The organism is Pseudomonas sp. NBRC 111133, from assembly GCF_001320605.1.
Taxonomy (GTDB): Bacteria; Pseudomonadota; Gammaproteobacteria; order Pseudomonadales; family Pseudomonadaceae; genus Aquipseudomonas; species Aquipseudomonas monteilii.
Map to the genome: position 1 here is coordinate 25,590 of NZ_BCBJ01000063.1, position 22,884 is coordinate 48,473.

Sequence of the window (22,884 nt, forward strand, 5' to 3'; positions counted from 1 at the left end):
CCATGAGCGAATTCAAGCGCATCCCTCCCGAGCAGGCACTGGCACTGCGCGCGCAAGGTGCGGTCGTCGTCGATATTCGCGACCCGCAGGCCTTTGCCGCAGGCCACATCACGGGTGCCCAGCACCTGGATAACCACTCGGTTGCCGAGTTCATCCGCAATGCCGACCTCGATGCCCCGACCCTGGTGGTCTGCTACCACGGCAACTCCAGCCAGAGCGCTGCCGCCTACCTGGTAGGCCAGGGCTTCTCCAACGTGTACAGCGTGGACGGCGGCTTCGAACTGTGGCGCGCCACCTACCCGGCCGAGACCGCCCAAGGCAGCGCCGAATAAATATTTTCATTTTTCCTGCAGCCCGCGCCCCGTGCGGGCTTGCGGCTTATCTGACGAACGGTCGTTCGTAACTTCTGCCCACCTCGCCCCTTGACCTTGCAGATAACCAACTACGCTTAAGCTCAGGCCATCCAAAAAAGGGGAGAGCCGGTACACCGGCGTGCGGGTCATCGGTAGCGTTACAGGGTGTTCTGGGGGGTATACAGCAATCGGCGAACCCGGTTGCATGCCAGCATCAGCTGACTGATCCGGCGTCGTCTCCACGTATCGAGCGAGGTGACGTCATGAGTATTTTTAGCCACTTCCAACAACGTTTCGAGTCTACGCGCCAGGAAGAACTCTCGCTGCAGGAGTACCTCGAGCTGTGCAAAGAGGATCGCAGTGCCTACGCATCGGCGGCCGAACGGCTGTTGCTGGCCATCGGTGAGCCAGAGCTGATCGACACCTCTACCAACTCCAGGCTGTCGCGCATCTTTTCCAACAAGGTAATTCGCCGCTATCCGGCCTTTGCCGACTTCCATGGCATGGAAGAGTGCATCGACCAGATCGTTTCGTACTTCCGCCACGCTGCCCAAGGCCTGGAAGAGAAGAAACAGATCCTCTATCTGCTGGGCCCGGTGGGCGGCGGCAAGTCGTCGCTGGCCGAAAAACTCAAGCAGCTGATGGAAAAGGTGCCGTTCTACGCGATCAAGGGTTCGCCGGTGTTCGAGTCACCCTTGGGTTTGTTCAATGCCACCGAAGATGGGGCCATTCTCGAGGAAGAGTTCGGCATCCCACGGCGCTACCTGAACACCATCATGTCACCATGGGCCACCAAACGCCTGCAGGAGTTTGGCGGCGATATCTCCAAGTTCAAGGTAGTGAAACTCTACCCGTCGATTCTCAACCAGGTCGCCATTGCCAAGACCGAGCCCGGCGACGAGAACAACCAGGACATCTCGGCCCTGGTCGGCAAGGTCGATATCCGCAAGCTTGAAGAGTACCCACAGAACGACGCCGACGCTTACAGCTACTCGGGCGCGCTGTGCCGGGCCAACCAGGGCCTGATGGAATTCGTCGAAATGTTCAAGGCGCCTATCAAGGTTCTGCACCCCTTGCTCACTGCCACACAGGAAGGCAACTACAACAGTACCGAAGGCCTTGGGGCGATTCCCTATACCGGTATCCTGCTGGCGCACTCCAACGAATCGGAGTGGCACACCTTCCGCAACAACAAGAACAACGAAGCGTTCATCGACCGGATCTACATCGTGAAGGTGCCGTACTGCCTGCGCGTCAGCGATGAGATCAAGATCTACGACAAGCTGCTGGTCAACAGCTCGCTGTCCAAGGCCCATTGCGCGCCAGACACGCTCAAGATGCTGGCTCAGTTCACGGTGCTTTCCCGCCTCAAAGAGCCGGAAAACTCCAATATCTACTCGAAGATGCGCGTTTACGACGGGGAAAACCTCAAGGATACCGATCCCAAGGCCAAGTCGATCCAGGAATACCGGGACTCCGCTGGCGTTGATGAAGGCATGAACGGCCTTTCGACCCGCTTCGCCTTCAAGATCCTGTCCAAGGTGTTCAACTTCGACCCACACGAGATTGCCGCCAACCCGGTGCACTTGCTGTACGTGCTGGAACAGCAGATAGAACAGGAACAGTTCCCGGCGGAAGTGCGCGAACGCTATCTGCGCTACCTGAAGGAATACCTGGCACCACGCTACATCGAGTTCATCGGCAAGGAAATCCAGACGGCCTACCTGGAGTCCTACAGCGAATACGGCCAGAACATCTTCGACCGCTATGTGCTGTACGCCGACTTCTGGATCCAGGACCAGGAATACCGCGACCCGGAAACCGGCGAAATCCTCAACCGCATCGCCCTCAACGAGGAGCTGGAAAAGATCGAGAAACCGGCCGGCATCAGCAACCCGAAAGACTTCCGTAACGAGATCGTCAACTTCGTACTGCGCGCACGCGCCAACAACAACGGCAAAAATCCAAGCTGGCTGAGCTATGAAAAACTGCGGGTCGTGATCGAGAAGAAAATGTTCTCCAACACCGAAGACCTGCTGCCCGTCATCAGCTTCAACGCCAAGGCCAGCAAAGAGGACCAGAAGAAACACAACGACTTCGTCACCCGGATGGTGGAGCGTGGATACACCGACAAACAGGTGCGCCTGCTGTCGGAATGGTACCTGCGGGTCAGGAAATCGCAATAAAGCGACAAGCTATACACCGTGCGCCCAAGGCTGCCATGCCGGCCTTGGGCGGCGGCAGCTGCTTTGCTGCCATGACGTGCAGCAGCTCGTAGCTTGAAGCGTGCAGCTGTTCCCAGCTACCGGAGGGACCATGAGCTACGTTATCGACCGACGCCTGAACGGCAAGAACAAGAGCACGGTCAACCGCCAGCGCTTTTTGCGGCGGTACCGCGAACACATCAAGAAGGCCGTCGAAGAGGCGGTGAGCCGCCGTTCCATCATGGACATGGAACATGGCGAGCAGATCAGCATTCCCGGTCGCGACATCGACGAACCGGTGCTGCACCATGGTCGCGGGGGCAAACAGACCATCGTGCACCCTGGCAACAAGGAATTCACTGCAGGTGAACACATCCCAAGGCCGCAAGGCGGCGGGGGTGGCGGCGGTGGCCGTGGCAAGGCCGGTAATTCCGGCGAAGGCATGGATGAATTCGTCTTCCAGATCACTCAGGAAGAGTTTCTCGAATTCATGTTCGAAGACCTCGAACTGCCCAACCTGGTCAAGCGCCACCTGACAGGCGCCGATACCTTCAAGACCGTGCGCGCCGGCATCGCCAATGAAGGTAACCCGTCGCGCATCAATATCGTGCGTACCCTGCGCTCGGCCCATGCCAGGCGCATCGCCCTGACCGGAAGCAGCCGTGCGCTGCTGCGCGAAGCACAAAAGGAACTTGCCCGCCTGCGGGTCGAAGAACCGGACAATTTCACCGATATCCAGGAAGTCGAACAGGAAATCGAACGCTTGAAGGCGCGCATCAACCGCCTGCCCTTCCTCGACACCTTCGACCTCAAGTACAACCTGCTGGTCAAGCAGCCCAACCCCAGCTCGAAGGCGGTGATGTTCTGCCTGATGGACGTGTCCGGCTCGATGACCCAGGCCACCAAGGACATCGCCAAGCGCTTCTTCATCCTGTTGTACCTGTTCCTCAAGCGTAACTACGACCGCATCGAAGTGGTGTTCATCCGCCACCACACCAGCGCCCGGGAAGTCGACGAGGAGGAGTTCTTCTACTCACGGGAAACGGGCGGCACCATCGTTTCCAGTGCACTCAAGCTGATGCAGGAGATCATGGCCGAACGCTACCCGGCCAGCGACTGGAACATCTATGCCGCGCAGGCCTCTGATGGCGATAACTGGAACGACGACTCGCCCATCTGCCGCGAGATCCTCTCCAAGCAGATCATGCCGCATGTGCAGTACTACACTTACGTCGAGATCACCCCCCGTGAGCACCAGGCGCTGTGGTATGAATACGAACGCATCGGTGAAGCCTACCCCGACACGTTCGCTCAGCAGCAGCTGGTATCGGCCGGCGACATCTACCCGGTCTTCCGTGAACTCTTCCAGCGCAGGTTAGCCACATGACCGCCAGAGCACAGAGACGCCAACCCATTTCCACCGGGTCCGAGTGGACGTTCGAGCTGATCCAGACCTACGATCGGGAAATCAGCCGCCTGGCCGAGCGTTACGCCCTGGACACCTACCCCAACCAGATCGAGGTGATCACGGCCGAGCAGATGATGGACGCCTACGCCTCGGTCGGCATGCCGCTGGGCTACCACCACTGGTCCTACGGGAAGCAGTTCCTCAGCACGGAAAAGTCGTACAGCCGAGGCCAGATGGGCCTGGCCTACGAAATCGTGATCAACTCCGACCCGTGCATCGCCTACCTGATGGAAGAAAACACCATGTGCATGCAGGCACTGGTGATCGCCCACGCCTGCTACGGCCATAACAGTTTCTTCAAGGGCAATTACCTGTTCCGCACCTGGACCGACGCCAGTTCGATCATCGACTACCTGGTGTTCGCCAAGCAGTACATCGCCCAGTGCGAAGAGCGTCATGGCATTGATGCCGTGGAAGACCTGATCGACTCCTGCCATGCCCTGATGAACTACGGTGTGGACCGCTACAAGCGGCCCTACCCTATTTCCGCCGAGGAAGAACGGCGCCGGCAACAGGAGCGCGAGGAGCACCTGCAGCGCCAGATCAATGACCTGTGGCGCACCATTCCGAAAAGCGCCGAAAAGGGTAACGACCGCGATGACGGGCGCTTCCCCGCCGAACCTCAGGAAAACATCCTGTATTTCATCGAGAAAAACGCCCCGCTGCTGGAGCCCTGGCAACGTGAAGTGGTGCGCATCGTGCGCAAGATTGCCCAGTACTTCTACCCGCAGCGCCAGACCCAGGTGATGAACGAAGGCTGGGCGACGTTCTGGCACTACACCCTGATGAACGACCTGTACGACGAGGGGTTGATTACCGAAGGCTTCATGATGGAGTTCTTGCAGTCGCACACCAGCGTGGTGTTTCAGCCCGGCTTCGACAGCCCGTACTACAGCGGCATCAACCCGTATGCACTGGGCTTTGCTATGTACACCGACATCCGCCGCATGTGCGAGAACCCAACCGAGGAAGATCGCCGCTGGTTCCCCGACATTGCCGGCAGCGACTGGCTTTCTACCATCAAGTTCGCCATGAGCAGTTTCAAGGACGAAAGCTTCATCCTGCAGTATCTGTCGCCTAAAGTGATGCGCGACCTCAAGCTGTTCAGCATCCTCGATGACGACCAGCGCGACGACCTGCTGGTGCCCGCCATTCACGACGAAGCGGGGTACCGGGTGATTCGTGAGCAGTTGGCAGCGCAGTACAACCTGGGCAACCGCGAACCGAACGTGCAGATCTGGAGCGTCGACCGCCGTGGCGACCGCTCGCTGACCCTGCGCCACCAGCAGCACAACCGCAAACCGCTGGGCGACTCGACCGATGAAGTGCTCAAGCACCTGCACCGCCTGTGGGGCTTCGATATCCACCTGGAAACCGTGCAAGGTGAGCAGGTGATGAAGACCCATCACATGCCGCCGCGTGGCGAGCACGGCGAAAGCGCGGACTACGGCCGCATGGACCTGGCAGTCATCCACCACCTCTAGTGCAACGCCATAACTGCCGACAGGGTATTCTGTCGGCAGTTATGGAGAGCTGCACATGCACATCTACAAAGTCGGCGGCGCCGTGCGCGACCGCCTGCTCGGCCGCCCGGTCAGCGATATCGACTGGCTGGTGGTGGGCGCCACCGTCGAAGAAATGCTCGCCAACGGCTATCGGCCGGTCGGCGCTGATTTCCCGGTGTTCCTGCACCCGAAAACCGGCGAGGAATACGCACTGGCGCGCACCGAGCGCAAGAGCGGGCGCGGCTATGGTGGTTTCACCTTTCACGCCAGCCCTGACGTGACCCTGGAAGAAGACCTGATCCGCCGCGACCTCACCATCAATGCGATGGCCGAGGATGAGGCGGGCACGGTGTACGACCCCTACCATGGCAAGGCCGATCTCGATCAGCGCCTGTTACGCCACGTTTCCCCGGCATTCGCAGAAGATCCTTTACGCGTGCTGCGCGTTGCGCGGTTTGCTGCCCGCTATGCACCACTGGGTTTCCGGGTTGCCGAAGAGACTCTGGAGCTGATGCGCCAGATCAGTGCTTCGGGGGAGCTGCAAGCACTGACAGCCGAGCGTAGCTGGAAGGAAATCGAGCGGGCATTGATGGAAGCGCAGCCGCAGGTGTTCTTCCAGGTGCTGCGTGCTTGCGATGCACTGCAAGCGCTGCTGCCTGAGCTTGCAGACAACTCACGGGCATTGGCAGCCCTGGAGCAAGCGGCGGTGCACGAGCAGCCCTTGCACGTACGCTGGGCATGCCTGCTGAGCGGCTTGGCACCGGCCTCGATCAAAGCCGTCAACCAGCGCCTCAAGGCGCCTCGGGAATGCCAGGAGCTGGCGCTGCTGACAGGGGAATGTCTGACGCAGGGCAATCAGGCGCTGGCGTTACCTGCGGCGGTACTGCTGGAGCTGTTGCAGAAGTTCGACGTATATCGGCGGCCGCAGCGGTTCGAGGATTTTATTGCGGCGTGCGAGATGGTGGCGCTGGGTGATGGCAAGGAGGGTTATCCACAGGCAGCGTATCTGCGTGGCGCAGCGGCGGCGGTACGGGCGGTGGATGTGAAGCCCCTGGTGCAGGCCGGGCTGACGGGCCAGGCACTGGGCGAAGCACTCAAGGCTGAGCGATTGAAGGCGATTGAAGCCTACATCGGTGTTGCAGAAGGGTGATTTTTTGGCTGTCTGTACTGGCCCTTTCGGGCTAAAGCCGCTCCTACAGGGACCGCGTTTGCTCGGCATCCCGCGATCTCTGTAGGAGCGGCTTTAGCCGCGAAAGGGCCGGTACAGGCTTATGCTGGAGTCAACTGCAACCCACGCCATTCAAAGGCGACCGGCGCCAACACCTGATCAATCTGCGCCTCCTGCCACAACTGCGCCATGGTCTTGCCCGCCCCCGGATGCACCAGCTCAGGTGCCAGCAACGACAATGGCCACAGCACAAACGCGTTCTTCAGGATCTCGGCCCTGGGCAGCACCAGCCCATCGAACGTACCGTGCAATTCGTCATACATCAGCACGTCGATATCCAGCGGCAACCCTTTGCGGTCCGGCGCATAGCGGCCGTTGTCGGCCTCGATGAACTTCAGCCGACGGTCCAGTTCAATCAGCGGCAGCTCGGTTTGCCCGGTCACCACGAAGTTGATGAACGGCCCGCTCTTGATCCCCACCGCCTGGCTTTCGAACGCCGGTGAGCAGCGCATGTCGGTCAGGATGCCGGCCAGGGCATCAAGCCCGGCGCACAAATGCGCTTCGCGGTCGATGTTGCTACCCAGTCCCAGGTAAACCGTGCTCAGAGACATCCGCGCTCGATCTCCACGCCAACACCACCACGGGCCGCCGGCACCGCTCCCGGCTTGGTCAGCTTCAACCGCACCCACGGGATCTGGAACTCTTCCATCAAGGTGGCCACCAGGCGCTCGGCAAAGGTTTCCACCAACTCGAAGCGCGCCTGCTCGGCAAACGCCTGGACACGCGCCGACACGCTGGCATAGTCCAGCGCCAGGCTCAGGTCGTCACCCGCCGCCGCCGGGCGGTTGTCCCAGGCGAAGCTCAGGTCCAGGCGCAAGCACTGGCGAATATCCCGCTCCCAGTCATAGGCACCGATGACGGTATCGACTTCCAGGCCTTCGATGAACACTCTGTCCAAGCACTTCTCTCCACAGCACGACAAGGGCGACTGGCGCCGTTAGAATCAGGGCGTCCTCGCCCGGAATAGTTAGCATGTTTTGGTTACTGGCGTTACTCGCCTACCTGCTCGGCTCGCTGTCCTTCGCCATTGTCCTCAGCCGCCTTTCGGGCAGCCCGGACCCGCGTTCCAGCGGCTCAGGCAATGCCGGCGCCACCAACATGCTACGCCTGGCAGGCCGTAAACTGGCGATCCTGACCCTGCTTGGCGACCTGTGCAAGGGCCTTTTGCCGGTATTGCTTGCCCGCTTTGCCGGGCTGGACCTGCACGCGCAAGCCTGGGTAGGCGTGTGCGCAGTGCTGGGCCACCTGTTCCCGCTGTATTTCTGCTTTCGGGGCGGCAAAGGCGTAGCCACCGCCGCCGGCATGCTCATGGGCCTGTACTTCCCGGCCGCGCTGCTGGCCATTGGCGCCTGGCTACTGACGTTCTACCTTACCCGTACCAGCTCGCTGGCGGCACTGATTGCCACGCCACTGACCTTGCCATTGCTGGCCTGGCGCGAGCCGGAAGCCCTGCTACCGATCACCGTGCTGACGGTGATGATCGTGTGGCGCCACCGCAGCAACCTGCGCGACCTGTTTGCCGGGCGCGAACGGCACTTCTAAAACCTACAGCGGTGGCAACTGCTCCATCGGCCAGCGTGCCTGCACGCTGATGGCCAGGTCCTGCTGCTGCCCGGCCAACAGGCGCTGGCAGCCGGCGTAAGCGATCATCGCGCCATTGTCGGTACAAAACTGCGGCCGCGCGTAGTACACGTTGCCCTTGATGCTGCCGAGCATGTCCTCGAGGGACGCCCGCAACGCCTTGTTGGCACTCACGCCACCGGCGATGACCAGGCGCTTGAGGCCGGCCTGCTTGAGCGCCCGCTTGCATTTGATGGTCAACGTCTCCACCACCGCCTGCTGGAATGCCAGGGACACGTCGCAACGGGTTTGCTCACCGTCGTCACCAGCATCCTTGCATTGCTGCCAGGTGTTGAGGGCGAAGGTTTTCAAGCCACTGAAGCTGAACTCCAGGCCCGGGCGATCAGTCATCGGCCGTGGGAACACGAAACGCCCAGGCACACCCTTTTCAGCAAGGCGCGCGATTTCCGGGCCACCGGGGTAGTTGAGGCCGATCAGCTTGGCGGTCTTGTCGAACGCTTCACCGGCAGCGTCATCCAGGCTCTCGCCCAGCAGTTCGTACTGGCCGATGCCATCGACCCGAACCAACTGGGTATGCCCGCCGGAAACCAACAAAGCGACGAACGGAAACTCCGGTGGGTTTTCTTCCAGCATGGGCGCCAGCAAGTGGCCTTCCATGTGGTGTACGCCAATTGCCGGAATGTCCCAGGCAAAGGCCAGTGCCTGGGCGCAGGAGGCACCCACCAGCAGTGCACCGACCAGGCCAGGGCCTGCGGTGTAGGCGATGGCGTCGATCTCGGTGGCGACGCAGCCGGCCTCGTCCAGCACCTGGCGGATGAGCGGCAGCATGCGCTTGACGTGGTCACGCGAGGCAAGCTCGGGCACCACACCGCCAAACACGCGGTGCAGGTCGATCTGGCTGAACAGTGCATCGGCCAACAAACCGCGTTCACTGTCGTATAATGCGACACCAGTTTCGTCGCAGGATGTTTCCAATCCCAGTACTAGCATGGGTTCGTCCCTTGTGGGGGCTGAATTCGAAGCCGCGCATGATAGTCCCCGTGTCGGATGCCGACCAGCGGTTTTCGATCAGAGGCTTTGCATTCCGGCTTGCTAAGGGTTAACATCCGCAACCCTTGAAAACCGACGTTCTCCAGCACACCTTTGTTTTGCCAGGAGCACGTCTACCCCGGTAATGAATTAAGGTAGCCCTGGATGCCAGCCGTCAAAGTTAAAGAGAACGAACCCTTCGACGTAGCTCTGCGTCGTTTCAAGCGCTCCTGCGAAAAAGCCGGTGTACTGGCTGAAGTTCGTAGCCGCGAGTTTTACGAGAAGCCGACCGCAGAGCGTAAGCGCAAAGCAGCTGCCGCTGTTAAGCGTCACGCCAAGAAAGTTCAGCGCGAACAGCGCCGCGCCGTTCGTCTGTACTAATACAGGCGTTCAACGCAAAGCTTCTGCCCTGCCCGGCTAACCGCCGGGCGATGGCAGTGGTCGCTTCAAACTTGAGCAGCTAGCTCAAGGCCCTGCACAAGCGTCATGCGAACTGCACATGGGCAACCTGCCTGAAACGTCAGAGCTGGTCCTCCTTGTTGTATGACCAGACGTGCACGTCCGACTGACGGGCCCTCAAGGGCCGGCGACGAGCACACTCCCTCGCACTTCCCCAAGCAACACTCGCCCCATTCGGCGCGTGAGCGATTAGACTTGCCAGTTGCCAGATGACGAGACTGCCATGGCCGGGCTGATTCCCCAGAGCTTCATTGACGACCTGATCAACCGCCTCGACATCGTCGACGTGGTGAGTTCGCGCGTCCAGCTGAAAAAAACCGGCAAGAACTACTCCGCCTGCTGCCCGTTCCACAAGGAGAAAACCCCCTCCTTCACGGTCAGCCCCGACAAGCAGTTCTACTACTGCTTCGGCTGCGGCGCCGGCGGCAACGCCCTGGGCTTCGTCATGGACCACGACAACCTGGACTTCCCCCAGGCCGTCGAGGAACTGGCCCGCGCCGCCGGTATGGAAGTGCCCCGCGAACAGGGCCGCCGCGACCACAAGCCGCGCCAGCCTACCGACTCGCCACTGTACCCGCTACTGGATGCCGCCTCGGAGTTCTACCGCCAGGCCCTGCGCAGCCACCCGACCCGCAAGGCGGCGGTGGATTACCTCAAAGGGCGCGGCCTGTCCGGGGAAATTGCCCGCGACTTCGGCCTGGGCTTTGCCCCGCCAGGCTGGGACAACCTGCTCAAGCACCTGGGTGCCGACACCCTGCAGCAGAAAGTGATGATCGACGCCGGCCTGCTGATCGAGAACGCCGAAAGCGGCAAGCGTTACGACCGCTTCCGCGACCGGGTGATGTTCCCGATCCGCGACAGCCGTGGGCGCATCATCGCCTTCGGCGGCCGGGTGCTCGGCGACGACAAACCCAAGTACCTGAACTCCCCGGAAACCCCGGTGTTCCACAAGGGCCAGGAACTGTACGGGCTGTACGAGGCGCGCAAGCACAACCGCAACCTCGACGAAATCATCGTCGTCGAGGGCTACATGGACGTCATCGCCCTGGCCCAGCAAGGCTTGCGCAATGCCGTGGCCACCCTGGGCACCGCCACCAGCGAGGAGCACCTCAAGCGGCTGTTCCGCGTGGTGCCCAGCGTGCTGTTCTGCTTCGACGGCGACCAGGCCGGGCGCAAGGCCGCCTGGCGTGCGCTGGAGTCGACCCTGTCGAACCTGCAGGACGGCCGCCGCGCGCGTTTCCTGTTCCTGCCTGAAGGCGAAGACCCGGATAGCCTGGTGCGCGCCGAAGGCACCGATGCCTTCATGGCCCGCATCAACCAGCATGCCCAGCCACTGGCCGACTACTTCTTCGAGCAGCTGAGTGTCGAAGCCGACCCTCGCTCACTGGAAGGCAAGGCACACATGGCGACCCTGGCCGCACCGTTGATCGAAAAGATCCCTGGCGCCAACCTGCGCCAGTTGATGCGCAACCGCCTGAAGGAAATCACCGGCCTCGATCCGCAGCAGGTCGAGCAACTGACGCAACACGCACCCGCGGCCAACAGCGTGCCGGATTACGACCCTGGCTACGACTACGACGCCATGGCCAGCTACACCCCCGACTTCGGCGACATGCCGCAGCACGACTACGCCCCTGTTCATCAGGAACAGGAGTGGAAGCCGAACAAGGGCGGCGGCAAGAAGCAATGGAGCGACAAACCCTGGGACAAGAACCGTAAAGGCGGCAAGCCCTGGCAGCAACGCGACGAAGCGCCACCACGCGTACCGGCCCCGGTCGAACCCCCCACCCTGGCGGCCTTGCGCACCCTGCTGCACCACCCGCTGCTGGCCGGCAAGGTGGAAGACGCCAGCCATTTTGCCGACGAAGAACATCTGTACAGCCAACTGCTGGTGGCACTGATCGAAGCCGCGCAGAAAAATCCTGGGCTAAGCTCAATGCAGTTGATCGCACGTTGGCACGGCACCGAACAGGGCCGCCTGCTGCGAGCGCTGGCAGAAAAGGAATGGCTGATCGTGGCCGACAACCTTGAACAACAGTTTTTCGACACTATAACTAGCTTGTCCGCCCGCCAACGCGAGCGCAGCCTGGAACAACTGCTCAGGAAATCACGTCAAAGCGAATTGACCAGCGAGGAAAAAACCCAGCTCCTCGCCCTGCTGAGCCGGAATGTTCCCGCACAAACGCCGACCTCATCTGGCGCGTGAGGCCCATGCTCGGGTATAATCCTCGGCTTGTTTTTTGCCCGCCAAGACCTTCAGTGGATAGGGTGTTATGTCCGGAAAAGCGCAACAGCAGTCTCGTATCAAAGAGTTGATCACCCGCGGTCGTGAGCAGGGCTACCTGACTTACGCGGAGGTCAACGACCACCTGCCTGAGGATATTTCAGATCCGGAACAGGTGGAAGACATCATCCGCATGATCAACGACATGGGGATCAACGTATTCGAGAGTGCTCCGGATGCGGATGCCCTTCTGTTGGCGGAAGCCGACACCGACGAAGCCGCGGCCGAAGAAGCCGCTGCTGCGTTGGCGGCAGTTGAAACCGATATCGGCCGCACGACCGACCCGGTGCGCATGTACATGCGCGAAATGGGTACCGTCGAGCTGCTGACCCGCGAAGGCGAAATCGAAATCGCCAAGCGTATCGAGGAAGGCATCCGTGAAGTCATGGGCGCCATCGCCCACTTCCCGGGCACTGTCGACTACATTCTCGGCGAATATGACCGCGTCACCACCGAGGGTGGCCGTCTGTCGGACGTTCTCAGCGGTTACATCGACCCTGACGACAACATCGCTGCGCCGACCGAAGAAGTGCCGATTCCTGGCACCAAGGCCGCCGCTGCGAAAGAAGAGTCCGACGACGACGAAGAAGAGTCCGAAGGCGGTGACGACGAGGAAGAGGCCGAAAGCGGCCCGGACCCGGTTGTTGCAGCCCAGCGCTTCGGTGCGGTATCCGAGCAGCTTCAGGCGACCACCAAGGTCCTGAAGAAAAACGGTCGTACCCACAAGGAAAGCGTCGAGGCCCTGCAGGCCCTGGCCGATCTGTTCATGCCGATCAAGCTGGTACCGAAGCAGTTCGAGGTACTGGTAGAGCGTGTACGTGATGCCCTGAACCGCCTGCGTCAGCAAGAACGCGCCATCATGCAGCTGTGCGTGCGTGACGCCCGCATGCCGCGTGCCGACTTCCTGCGCATGTTCCCAAGCAACGAAACCGACCAAACCTGGAGCGGTGACCTGGCCAAGCGCAACACTAAGTGGGCTGCCGCCCTGGGTGAAAAGGACGCCGCCATCGTTGCCTGCCAGCAGAAGCTGATCGACCTTGAGACCGAAACCGGCCTGACCGTTGCCGAGATCAAGGAAATCAACCGTCGCATGTCGATCGGTGAAGCCAAGGCCCGCCGCGCCAAGAAAGAAATGGTCGAGGCGAACCTGCGTCTGGTGATCTCCATCGCCAAGAAGTACACCAACCGTGGCCTGCAGTTCCTCGACCTGATCCAGGAAGGCAACATCGGCTTGATGAAAGCGGTGGACAAGTTCGAATACCGTCGCGGTTACAAGTTCTCGACCTACGCCACCTGGTGGATTCGTCAGGCGATCACCCGTTCGATCGCCGACCAGGCACGCACCATCCGTATTCCGGTGCACATGATCGAAACGATCAACAAGCTCAACCGTATTTCCCGCCAGATGCTGCAGGAAATGGGCCGTGAACCGACCCCGGAAGAGCTGGGCGAGCGCATGGAAATGCCTGAGGACAAAATCCGCAAGGTATTGAAGATCGCCAAAGAGCCGATCTCCATGGAAACCCCGATCGGTGACGACGAAGATTCGCACCTGGGCGACTTCATCGAGGACTCGACCATGCAGTCCCCGATCGACGTAGCCACGGTCGAAAGCCTCAAGGAAGCCACCCGCGACGTGCTCTCGGGCCTGACCGCACGCGAAGCCAAGGTGCTGCGCATGCGTTTCGGTATCGACATGAACACCGACCACACCCTCGAAGAAGTGGGCAAGCAGTTTGACGTAACGCGTGAGCGGATCCGTCAGATCGAAGCGAAGGCGTTGCGCAAACTGCGCCACCCGACGCGCAGCGAGCACCTGCGCTCCTTCCTCGACGAGTGATGACAAACCCCGGCCCAGGCCGGGGTTTTTCTTTAGTGGCCCGTAACATAAAGCCCGGCTTCCACTGCACATCTGCCGCAATGCCCGTCTACACTCGACTTCAGACCACCTGAATGCGAGGCTGCCATGTCCTTGAAGCCGGCCATTCTGTTGCTGCTCCTGATGCTGTGGAACACAACGGCCGGCGCCCTGACCCTGACAGACGAGGAAAAAGCCTGGCTGGCTGCCCATCCGCAGCTAAGCCTGGGTGTCGACGCCTCTTGGCCACCGTTCGAGTTTCGCGACCAGGAGGGCCGGTACCAGGGATTGGCCGCCGATTACATCGCCATGATCCAGCAACGTCTGGGTGTGACGCTAAAACCGGTCGAACCCAGTAGCTGGACCGAAGTACTGGCGCAGGCGCGCGAAAGCCGCATCGACCTGCTGCCCGGCATCATGTCTACCCCTGAACGCCAGGGCTACCTGGCTTTCACCCGCCCATACCTCGACTTTCCCATTGTCATCCTTGCCCACAAAGGCGGTGCACAGCCGCGCAAACTGGAAGACCTGTACGGCCTGAAAATCGCTGTGGTCGAGAACTACGCCCCGCACGAGTTGCTGCGCACCCACCACCCGGACCTCAACCTGGTCGCACTGCCCAATGTAAGCTCCACGCTGCAGGCCTTGGCCACCGATCAGGTAGATGCTGTCGTCGGCGACCTCGCATCCAGCATCTGGAGCCTGCGCCAGCTCAAGCTCGACGGCCTCTACGTCAGCGGCGAAACGCCCTATCGCTACCAACTGGCGATGGCCGTCCCCCGCAGCAACCATGTACTGGTCGGTATTCTCGACAAAGTGATGGCCGACATGAGCAGCAGCGAAGTCAGCCAGATACAGCAGCGCTGGGTAGGCAATGTGGTCGACCAGCGGATGTTCTGGTCCGACCTGCTGGTGTATGGCCTGCCAACGGTGCTGCTGCTGATGGCCGTACTGGCCGTGGTGATCCGCATCAACCGCCGCCTCAGTTCGGAAATTTCACGGCGCATTGCCTTGGAACAGGAACTGCGCAGCAGCGAATACCACTACCGAGGTTTGATAGAAAGCCTGTCGGCCATCGCCTGGGAAGCCGATGCCAAAGACTTCACCTACAGCTACGTTTCGCCGCATGCCGAAGACCTGCTCGGCTACCCCTTGAGTGACTGGCTCAAGCCTGGTTTCTGGCGCAGCATTCTGCACCCGGAGGACGCCCTTTGGGCCCAGGCCTACTGCGACAGCGAAACTGCAGCCGGGCGCGACCACAGCCTGGATTACCGGGTAATCCGAGCCGACGGCCAGCCCCTCTGGGTACGCAATATTGTCAGCATGATCGAGCACGGCCACCAACCGGTGATGCGCGGGCTGATGATCGACATCAGCGAAACCAAGCGCACCGAGGACGCCCTGCGCCTGTCCGAGCAGAAGTTCGCCTCGGTGTTCCAGCAGTGCCCCGATATTTTGCTGATCGCCCGTCACAGTGATGGCTGCCTGTTGGAGGTGAACGAAGCGTTCGAAGAACAGATCGGCCTGACCCCAGGCCAGGTGATTGGCCGTACCGCCACCGACCTCAACCTGTGGGGTGTCGAAGGCAGCGGCCCGCGGGTGCTCGAACGCCTGCACCAGGGCGGTATCCGTAACCTTGAAATGAGCTTCCGCCGCAGCAACGGCCAACTGTTCACCGGCCTGACCTCGGCCGAAACCTTCGAGCTCGACGGCACCCCGGCGCTGGTGGTGGCAGTACGCGATATCAGCCAGCTCAAGGAAACCCAGGAACAGCTGCAAACCTCGGAAGAGAAGTTCGCCAAAGCCTTTCACGCCTCGCCCGACGGCCTGTTACTGTCGCGCCAGAGCGACGGTTTGCTGCTGGAGGTGAACGAGGGCTTCTGCCGCCTTACCGGCTATGACCTCAACCCGACCATCGACCAAACCTCGCTGGACCTGGGTATCTGGGTCGACCTCAACGAGCGCAAGCGCCTCGTCGACCAGCTCAACCGTGACGGCTTCGTGCGCGACTTCACCTGCCACATCCGCCGCAGTGACGGGCAGATCCGCCTCTGCGAGCTGTCCGCCAGGCCCCTGCCGATTGCCGGCGTCGATTGCATGCTGACCATTGCCCGAGACATCACCGAACGCCATCTGATGCAGGAAAAGCTGCAACTGGCGGCCACCGTGTTCGAAAACACCGCCGAAGGCGTGCTGATCACAGACATCGACCAACGCATCAGTGCCGTCAACCGCGCTTTTAGTGAAATCACCGGCTATAGCGAAATCGAAGCCCTGGGCCAAACCCCGCGCCTGCTCGCTTCCGGCCAGCACGACAGCGCCTTTTATGCCGCCATGTGGCACCAGCTTACCGACGAAGGCCACTGGCAAGGCGAGATCTACAACAAACGCAAGAACGGCGAACTGTACCCCGGCTGGCTGACCATCAGTGCGGTGCGCAACAACGAACGCGAGATCACGCATTTCGTGGCCGTGTTTGCCGATATTTCCAGCCTCAAGCACGCCCAGGCCAAGCTCGACTACCAGGCCCACCACGACCCGCTGACCGGGCTGCCCAACCGCGCCCTGTTCGAGAACCGCCTGCAGGCCGTGCTTACCTGCGCGCAAGTGTCGAACCGCCAGGGCGCGGTGCTGTTCCTCGACCTCGACCGCTTCAAGCACATCAACGACAGCCTCGGTCACCCGGTCGGCGACCTGCTGCTCAAAGGCATCGCCCAGCGCCTGAAGGAACAGGTACGTGACGTCGACACTGTGGCCCGCCTGGGCGGCGACGAGTTCATCATCCTGCTACCGGGCCTGCACAAGCCCAGTGACGCCAGCACCATCGCCAACAAACTGCTGGCCTGCTTCGTCGCGCCGTTCCAGGCCGGTGAGCACGAGTTCTTTACCAGCGCCAGTATCGGCATCAGCCTGTACCCACAGGACGGCACTGATGTCGCGACATTGATCCGCAACGCCGACGCGGCCATGTACCGCTCCAAGGCCAAAGGCCGCAACCGCGTCGAAGCCTACACCCGCGACCTCACCGCTCAGGCCAGCGAGCGCATCGCCCTTGAGCACGAGCTGCGCCGCGCCGTCGAACGCAACGAAATGAGCCTGTGCTTCCAGCCCAAGCTCAGCCTCAAGACCCAAAGCCTGGTAGGCGCCGAGGCGCTGATCCGCTGGAGCCACCCCACCTTTGGTGAAGTACCGCCGGAGCACTTCATCCACCTGGCGGAAGAGAACGGCACCATTCTCCAGCTCGGCGACTGGGTGCTTGAGCAAGCCTGCCGGCAGATGCAGGCCTGGAAACAACACTATGAACCGTTCGGCCCGTTGTCGATCAACCTCGCTGGCGCCCAGCTACGCCACCCAAACCTTGCCCGACGCATCGAGCAATTGCTCAAGCAGCACCAGCTCAAGGCCGGCGACTTGCAGTTGGAAATCACCGAAAACTTCATCATGAGCCAGGCAGAAGAGGCCTTGGCTGTGCTGTACCAGCTGAAAAAACTGGGCGTGCAGTTGGCCATCGACGACTTTGGCACCGGCTACTCCTCGCTGAGCTATCTCAAGCGCCTGCCGCTGGACATCCTCAAGATCGACAAGTCGTTCATCCGCGGCCTGCCTGACGACCCCCACGACGCGGCCATCGCCCGTGCGATCATCGCCCTGGGCCGCAGCATGCAACTGACGATCATTGCCGAGGGTGTTGAAAACCAAGCCCAGCAGCGTTTTCTGGCAGCCGAAGGATGCGAGCAGATCCAGGGCTACATCGTCAGCCTGCCGCTGCCGCCAGAGGAATTTGCGGCCGCGTTTCTTCGCATAGCACTATCGGATCTTTCAGATGGCACAGGTGCGAAACCCTCGTTATAATCCGGCCACTTACTGAGGGCCTATAGCTCAGTCGGTTAGAGCAGAGGACTCATAATCCTTTGGTCCACGGTTCGAGTCCGTGTGGGCCCACCAGCTTACAAGCCGCGCACTGCGCGGCTTTGTCGTTTCTACAGTCTGCTATTTCCCGTCTCCCTCACCTTTCACAACCCTTCGATGTGTCCACCGTGTGTCCACGCCCAGCCAGAGGGTTGAGATTGACCACATCGGCCAGATGGCCTGGACTGAAATGGGCGTATTTCTGAGCCATGGCTGTGAGCCAGCTGCAGAGTGAGGATGTCTCCACGTTATTTGGCACCCCTTCTTTGGGAGAAAGGCAGTAACTAGCGCCGAAGAACCGGTTGAACTTGTTCACATCTTGATACGGAAACATTAAGGTAGCAAATTGCCACATTCCGCCCTGGATGGCGCATCGCAGAGAACATGGAGTCGTTTTCTATCTCCCCCCATGTCAAGACGCATGCACTCAATCTCGCCCTGCACAGCGGCCTCGCGCAGGGTCGATTCGATTTCAGCCCCCAGCGCGTGAATTTTTCGATAGCACCGTTACGGTGCTATCGATGCAAGGAAATTGCGGCCGACGCTGCAACAGTTTCAGCGGTAACGCTGGTATTCGCCCGGGTTGGGCAGAAGAAAGAGGAAGGGGCATGCTGAGCACAAAGACAATGCAACGCACAGCTCTCGCTACGGCTATTGCCGTGGGGTTGAGTGGATGCGCAACGATCGATAAAACGCTGGGAGAGCGCTCCGGCAAATTCGCCTGTGGTGCCGGCGCGGTTCTCGGCTCGCTCGTCGTAGGCGGTGTTGTTGCTGCCGCTGGTGGCAACGGCAATCAGATTGCCGCAGGCGCTGTCGCTGGCGGAGCGCTGGGCTGCGCTGCACTGTATGCGTACAAGCAGCGTGTCGATCGTCTGAAGGCTGTGGCTGCCGAGCAGGGTCTCACCGCCGAAGTGCGGGAAGTAGAAATGGTTGATGCCAGCGGCCAGAAGAAGTCTGTCGGCGTGGAAGCCCAGATCGAAGTCGCCGAGATGTTCTCTTCGGGTTCGGCAACCCTGACCGCTGAGGGCTATCGCAAGCTGAGCATGATGGCACAAGAGTTCGCGCGTGATCGCGCAGCAACTCGGCCAGGTGTCCCCGCCAAGAAGCTCTTGGTGGTCGGTCACACCGACTCTTCGGGTGGTGCCGAACTTAACCAGAGACTGTCCGAAAAACGCGCTCAAACCGTCGCTGACATGATGGCTGCGATTGGCGTTCCGAAACAGGACATCTTCTTCCAGGGGGCAGGCTCCGCACGGCCTGTGGCAGATAACACCACCGATGCCGGCCGAGCGAAGAACCGCCGAGTGGAGATCGTCGAAGTCGACAACGAGCAGGTTCTGGCGCAACGCGTGCGTGACGAGCGTTCTAGCGCCAAGTACCTGGCTCATGGCACCGCCGTCGAGTCCAAGGTCAAAGCCAAGACGGTCGCCGCAAAGCCGAGCACCCCGTCCAAACCCATTCAGGTCGCTACTGCTGCGAAGCAGCCAGTGAGCACGCCCGCCAAGCTGGAAGCTCCGGTTATCAACAAGAAGGCCCCCGTACTGCCAACCACCCCGGCCCAGGATGTTGTGGTCCAACTCGGAGGTAAAGGCGGTATCGACTTCGGTGGTGTGCCGGTTACCACGACCACCTCGATGCTGTCGTCCCGCATTCAGCCGAAGAGCTCGACCTTCTCCATGATCAGCTCGGCATACGCCGATGCACCTGTCACCTCTTGCGTTGGGGACCTGCCGCGCGTCGAGGGTGAGGTGAAAAACCTGGCCACCGGTAAGGCGCTGAAAGACTACTCGACCACTGACTTCCTGCCAGGCCTCAACGGTGGAGTCTGGGCGAGCAAGGTCAATGGCCACGTGGCCGCAGTAGGCCCCGTTGCCGTGCTGCGTGACACGGGTGCAGCTGCCGGGGTGCCGATCATGCAGTTCACCTCGAACGTCGGTACCGCCAACAGGAAGGACTCTGCCCCCTTCAAGTCGGTCGCCAACACCTACGAAGGTGAGACTCAGGTGCTTTACCGCGTTTTCGCGCTCGACCAAAAGAGCACTCCGGTTTCCTGCATGGACATCGTGTTCGACAAACGTGCAGGCAATGCGGTGGCCGGCGAAATCTACTACCCGAAACAGGGTGACGCCTACGTGGCGCAGTTCCAACCGAAGAAGCGCGGCTAAGGAGAATTACCCATGCTCGAAACCATCCAGACGTTTTTCGCCCTCTACTGGCACATCGTCCTGCCAATCGTCCTGCTGACGTTCCTGGCCATCCCGATCATCACCAACTGGTACGAGGTGCGCTACGCCCTGATGAAGGCGCGCATCAACACCCCTTGGGTCGGCCGCCTGGCACATTGGGTCAAGAATCCGGGCTCGAAGGAGCAACCGACCCCGAAAAACCCGGAAGCTGTCGGCTTCTACGAGTCGGAAAACCAGCTGAACCTGAAATACGAAACCTACTACCGTGACCACCAGCCGTCGGAAGCGCACTTCAAGCGCTGCCAGGACTACCTGGGCAAGATCGGAGAAGACAACCGCAAAGAAAAAGGTTTCGGCATGTGGGCGATCATCATCGTACTGATGCTGATCGAGGCCACGGCTTTCGGCTACGCGCTCGCACCCTTTGCGTTGACGCTCGCAACCCCCGACACTGCCGTAGCAGGTGCATTTGGCATCGGGTTGGTCATATCGATCATCGGTGTTTTTCTGTCTGAGTTTGCTGGCCGTCAGCTCTACCTCAACAGCATCGTCGGCAAGATCATGGGTTACGAGGAACTGCGTCACGGTGGTGCTGATGGCGACATGGTGTCCCGTGACATCGTGACCATCGATAACACCAACATCGATGACGGGCGCCCGGAATATCAGCGAATGCTGAACCGCGTGAAGGTGCCACAGGATGGCGCTATGCCGGCCAAGCGTTACGGCATCGTTATCGGTTATGCCGTGTTTATCGTCATCCTGGCCGTCGCTGCGTTCTGGGTACGTACCGAGACCCTCAATGCACAAGAGGCTGACCTGATCGCCAACCCTCCGGCTGTCTCGCAAGCAGCTGACGACTTCCCTGCCAGCGGTGAGGACGACTTCCCGTTGCCGGGCGACATGCAGTCCATCGCCAACGATACCGCTGGCAAATCTGCCCAGGACCAGATTGATGCTCTCCACCGCGCAAGCCTCGTGACATTTGCGGTGCTGAGTGCACTGTTCATTTTCATCCAGTTCACCTCCACCTTCCTGGCCTACACCTTCGGCTTCGCCGGTACCTACTCGCGCAAGGCTTGGGAGTTGGTGCACAAGTTCTCCAGCGCGAGTGAGTTCACGCGTTATCACGAAGCCAAAGCCCGCAGCATTGCCAATGACGCCCAATCAGCCCTCGGCAAGCTCCAGGCTCTTCAGCTGGCGCAATTCCGCGTGAAAGGCGGTGATCGCGAAGAGCTGCGCAAAGACAACGTACGCCGTACCTTCATCCGCTTCATTGAAGAGCAGGACGCGGGCAAAGCCTGGACTGATCAGAAAGCGATTGCTGAACAACTCGGTAAAGACAGCCGGGCGGTATTGGAAAACTACATCAAGAAGTCGACTGCTGACCTGAACACTGCCATTGCCAACAACGACTCTGCGAGGATTGATGAAATCATTCGGGTAGCCTTGCCACGGATGAATCAGATCGATGACCCGTCATTGTTCCAACTTCGCGACACCTTCAGAAGTGTAGCGAAAACCTTCGTAGCACCTGCCGCACCTGCACCTGCACCGACTGTGGCTGTTCAAGTGAATGTCCCAGTCGAAACCCAGCCTGTTGTGGCCGTCGTGCACGCTGCGCCAGTCGTCGAAACCGCCCCGGCAGTTGCCGCGCCTGTAGTCCAAGCTGCACCCGCGTCTGTTGCAGCAGCCCCTGTTGCAGCACCCGCTGCTGGCGGGTTCGACCCGAACCAGTTCGGTGACCTGACTGAGTTCCACGACGATGACCTGTCCTTCGTGGCCACCACCAAAGGTGTTGATCTCGACACCATCAAGCGCGCTCGTCGCCTGCAACTGATGGTCAAGCAAAGCACCCAGCGTGCCTAAGCCTGCACTGAGCGGCTGCGCCCTTGCGTAGCCGCTCTACCCACACCCCCTGGAGGCACCATGAATTTCAAGAGCCTGGCTCTGGCGCTGCTGCTCGCGCCTACCGCTCTGCTGGCGGCTGAACGTAATGACGTTCCGAGCTGCTACGCCCAAGCCCGCATCGACGAGTTCCGCACTTCGCCGTCCGGCCGGATGCTGACCGTGGTCGTGGACCAGACCACTCCCCTGACCCAAGACCTGCAACGAACTGCCTGGGGCCACATCAAGCGCTTCATGCAGCCAGGCGACAAGATCCGCCTGTACTCCTTCAGCGCGTACCTTGAAGGTCACTACACCCGCCTGCGCTACGCCGGCGAGCTGGAGCAACCAATCGACCCGAAGGTATTGGGTAGCGTACCGATGATGGCCACCCGTAAGTTCGAGTCCTGCCTCAAGCACCAACCTGCGCAGATGTTCCAAGGCTTCGGCAAGGTCTTTGCCGCCACCATGGGCAAGTCGAGCTCCGACATTCCCCGCAGTGAGATCCTGTTCAGCCTGAAAGCAGTGGGCGAGGACCTGGCCAAGGCTGAAGGCGTCAGCGAGCATGTCATTCTGCTGATGTCCGACATGCTGGAGTACAGCGACTTCGGAAGCTTCTATCAGTCCAACGGTATCCGTCAGATAGATCCGAAGGTCGAAATAGCCAAGGTCGAGAAGCAGAAACTGCTGGGTGATTTCAGCGGAGCGCGCGTCTACGTGCATGGCGCAGCCTTCGTACCGACCACTGCCAAAAACGGGTACCGCAGTGGAAAGATGATTCAGAACCTGGAGCAGTTCTGGAGCACTTACTTCAAGGAGTCGAACGCAAGTCTCGCCGGTTTTGGCAATCCAGAACTGACGGCGGCTGTCGAGTAGTTGAGGGACCACCAGATTCGACAAAGCCGCGCTCACGCGCGGCTTTTTCATGCTTGC

Annotated in this window: 16 protein-coding genes and 1 tRNA gene; 14 read left to right on the top strand and 3 right to left on the bottom strand. The window is 60.6% G+C overall.

What is annotated here, in order from left to right; all coding sequences use genetic code 11:
• Positions 1–2 precede the first annotated feature (2 nt).
• From glpE to APH36_RS13680, 5 genes are all read left to right on the top strand, one after another.
• Positions 3–332, top strand: coding sequence for a thiosulfate sulfurtransferase GlpE (glpE, locus tag APH36_RS13660; protein ID WP_060499068.1), 330 nt, complete (start codon positions 3–5; stop codon positions 330–332).
• Positions 333–616: 284 nt separating this feature from the next.
• Positions 617–2,539: a PrkA family serine protein kinase gene (locus APH36_RS13665; protein ID WP_060499069.1), complete on the top strand. Its 1,923-nt coding sequence runs from the start codon at positions 617–619 to the stop codon at positions 2,537–2,539.
• A gap of 130 nt (positions 2,540–2,669) precedes the next feature.
• Positions 2,670–3,944 carry a YeaH/YhbH family protein gene (locus APH36_RS13670; protein ID WP_025754030.1) on the top strand — a complete coding sequence of 425 codons (1,275 nt, stop codon included), beginning with the start codon at positions 2,670–2,672 and terminating at the stop codon, positions 3,942–3,944.
• Positions 3,941–5,509 (top strand): SpoVR family protein, encoded by a 1,569-nt coding sequence (locus APH36_RS13675; protein ID WP_019097138.1) that lies wholly within the window; start codon positions 3,941–3,943, stop codon positions 5,507–5,509. Before APH36_RS13670 ends, APH36_RS13675 begins: the two co-directional genes overlap by 4 nt.
• Before the next feature lie 55 nt (positions 5,510–5,564).
• Positions 5,565–6,680, top strand: coding sequence for a multifunctional CCA addition/repair protein (locus tag APH36_RS13680; protein WP_060499070.1), 1,116 nt, complete (start codon positions 5,565–5,567; stop codon positions 6,678–6,680).
• A 119-nt stretch (positions 6,681–6,799) separates the two neighbouring features.
• On the opposite strand, the gene folK is transcribed toward APH36_RS13680, so the two are convergent.
• Positions 6,800–7,309 (bottom strand): 2-amino-4-hydroxy-6-hydroxymethyldihydropteridine diphosphokinase, encoded by a 510-nt coding sequence (folK, locus tag APH36_RS13685; protein ID WP_060499071.1) that lies wholly within the window; start codon positions 7,307–7,309, stop codon positions 6,800–6,802.
• Positions 7,300–7,656, bottom strand: a complete 357-nt coding sequence (gene folB, locus APH36_RS13690) for a dihydroneopterin aldolase (RefSeq protein WP_016715761.1) — start codon at positions 7,654–7,656, stop codon at positions 7,300–7,302. The genes folK and folB overlap by 10 nt, the downstream gene beginning before the upstream one ends.
• A 74-nt stretch (positions 7,657–7,730) precedes the next feature.
• Between folB and plsY the strand changes: the two genes are divergently transcribed.
• Positions 7,731–8,300: a glycerol-3-phosphate 1-O-acyltransferase PlsY gene (gene plsY / locus APH36_RS13695; RefSeq protein WP_016715760.1), complete on the top strand. Its 570-nt coding sequence runs from the start codon at positions 7,731–7,733 to the stop codon at positions 8,298–8,300.
• A 3-nt stretch (positions 8,301–8,303) separates the two neighbouring features.
• On the opposite strand, the gene tsaD is transcribed toward plsY, so the two are convergent.
• Positions 8,304–9,329 (bottom strand): tRNA (adenosine(37)-N6)-threonylcarbamoyltransferase complex transferase subunit TsaD, encoded by a 1,026-nt coding sequence (gene tsaD / locus APH36_RS13700; protein WP_016715759.1) that lies wholly within the window; start codon positions 9,327–9,329, stop codon positions 8,304–8,306.
• 204 nt (positions 9,330–9,533) lie between these two features.
• On the opposite strand from tsaD, the gene rpsU reads away from it, so the two are divergent.
• The 8 genes from rpsU to APH36_RS13740 all read left to right on the top strand — a co-directional run bounded on the left by rpsU (position 9,534) and on the right by APH36_RS13740 (position 22,827).
• Complete coding sequence (rpsU, locus tag APH36_RS13705; RefSeq protein WP_003255575.1) at positions 9,534–9,749, top strand: 30S ribosomal protein S21; 216 nt, start codon at positions 9,534–9,536, stop codon at positions 9,747–9,749.
• 301 nt (positions 9,750–10,050) lie between these two features.
• Positions 10,051–12,033 carry a DNA primase gene (dnaG, locus tag APH36_RS13710; RefSeq protein ID WP_060499072.1) on the top strand — a complete coding sequence of 661 codons (1,983 nt, stop codon included), beginning with the start codon at positions 10,051–10,053 and terminating at the stop codon, positions 12,031–12,033.
• Positions 12,034–12,100: 67 nt separating this feature from the next.
• Positions 12,101–13,951, top strand: coding sequence for an RNA polymerase sigma factor RpoD (gene rpoD, locus APH36_RS13715; RefSeq protein WP_060499073.1), 1,851 nt, complete (start codon positions 12,101–12,103; stop codon positions 13,949–13,951).
• A 126-nt stretch (positions 13,952–14,077) separates the two neighbouring features.
• Positions 14,078–17,821: a bifunctional diguanylate cyclase/phosphodiesterase gene (locus APH36_RS13720; protein ID WP_060499074.1), complete on the top strand. Its 3,744-nt coding sequence runs from the start codon at positions 14,078–14,080 to the stop codon at positions 17,819–17,821.
• Positions 17,822–17,837: 16 nt separating this feature from the next.
• A tRNA-Ile gene (locus APH36_RS13725) sits at positions 17,838–17,914 on the top strand.
• A 572-nt stretch (positions 17,915–18,486) separates the two neighbouring features.
• On the top strand, positions 18,487–20,043 hold the full coding sequence (locus APH36_RS13730) for an OmpA family protein (protein ID WP_060499075.1): 1,557 nt from the start codon (positions 18,487–18,489) through the stop codon (positions 20,041–20,043).
• Positions 20,044–20,055: 12 nt separating this feature from the next.
• Complete coding sequence (locus APH36_RS13735) at positions 20,056–21,933, top strand: hypothetical protein (protein ID WP_060499076.1); 1,878 nt, start codon at positions 20,056–20,058, stop codon at positions 21,931–21,933.
• Between the two features lie 60 nt (positions 21,934–21,993).
• A complete protein-coding gene (locus tag APH36_RS13740) occupies positions 21,994–22,827 on the top strand; it encodes a hypothetical protein (protein ID WP_223624630.1) in 834 nt (277 codons plus the stop codon).
• Positions 22,828–22,884 lie beyond the last annotated feature (57 nt).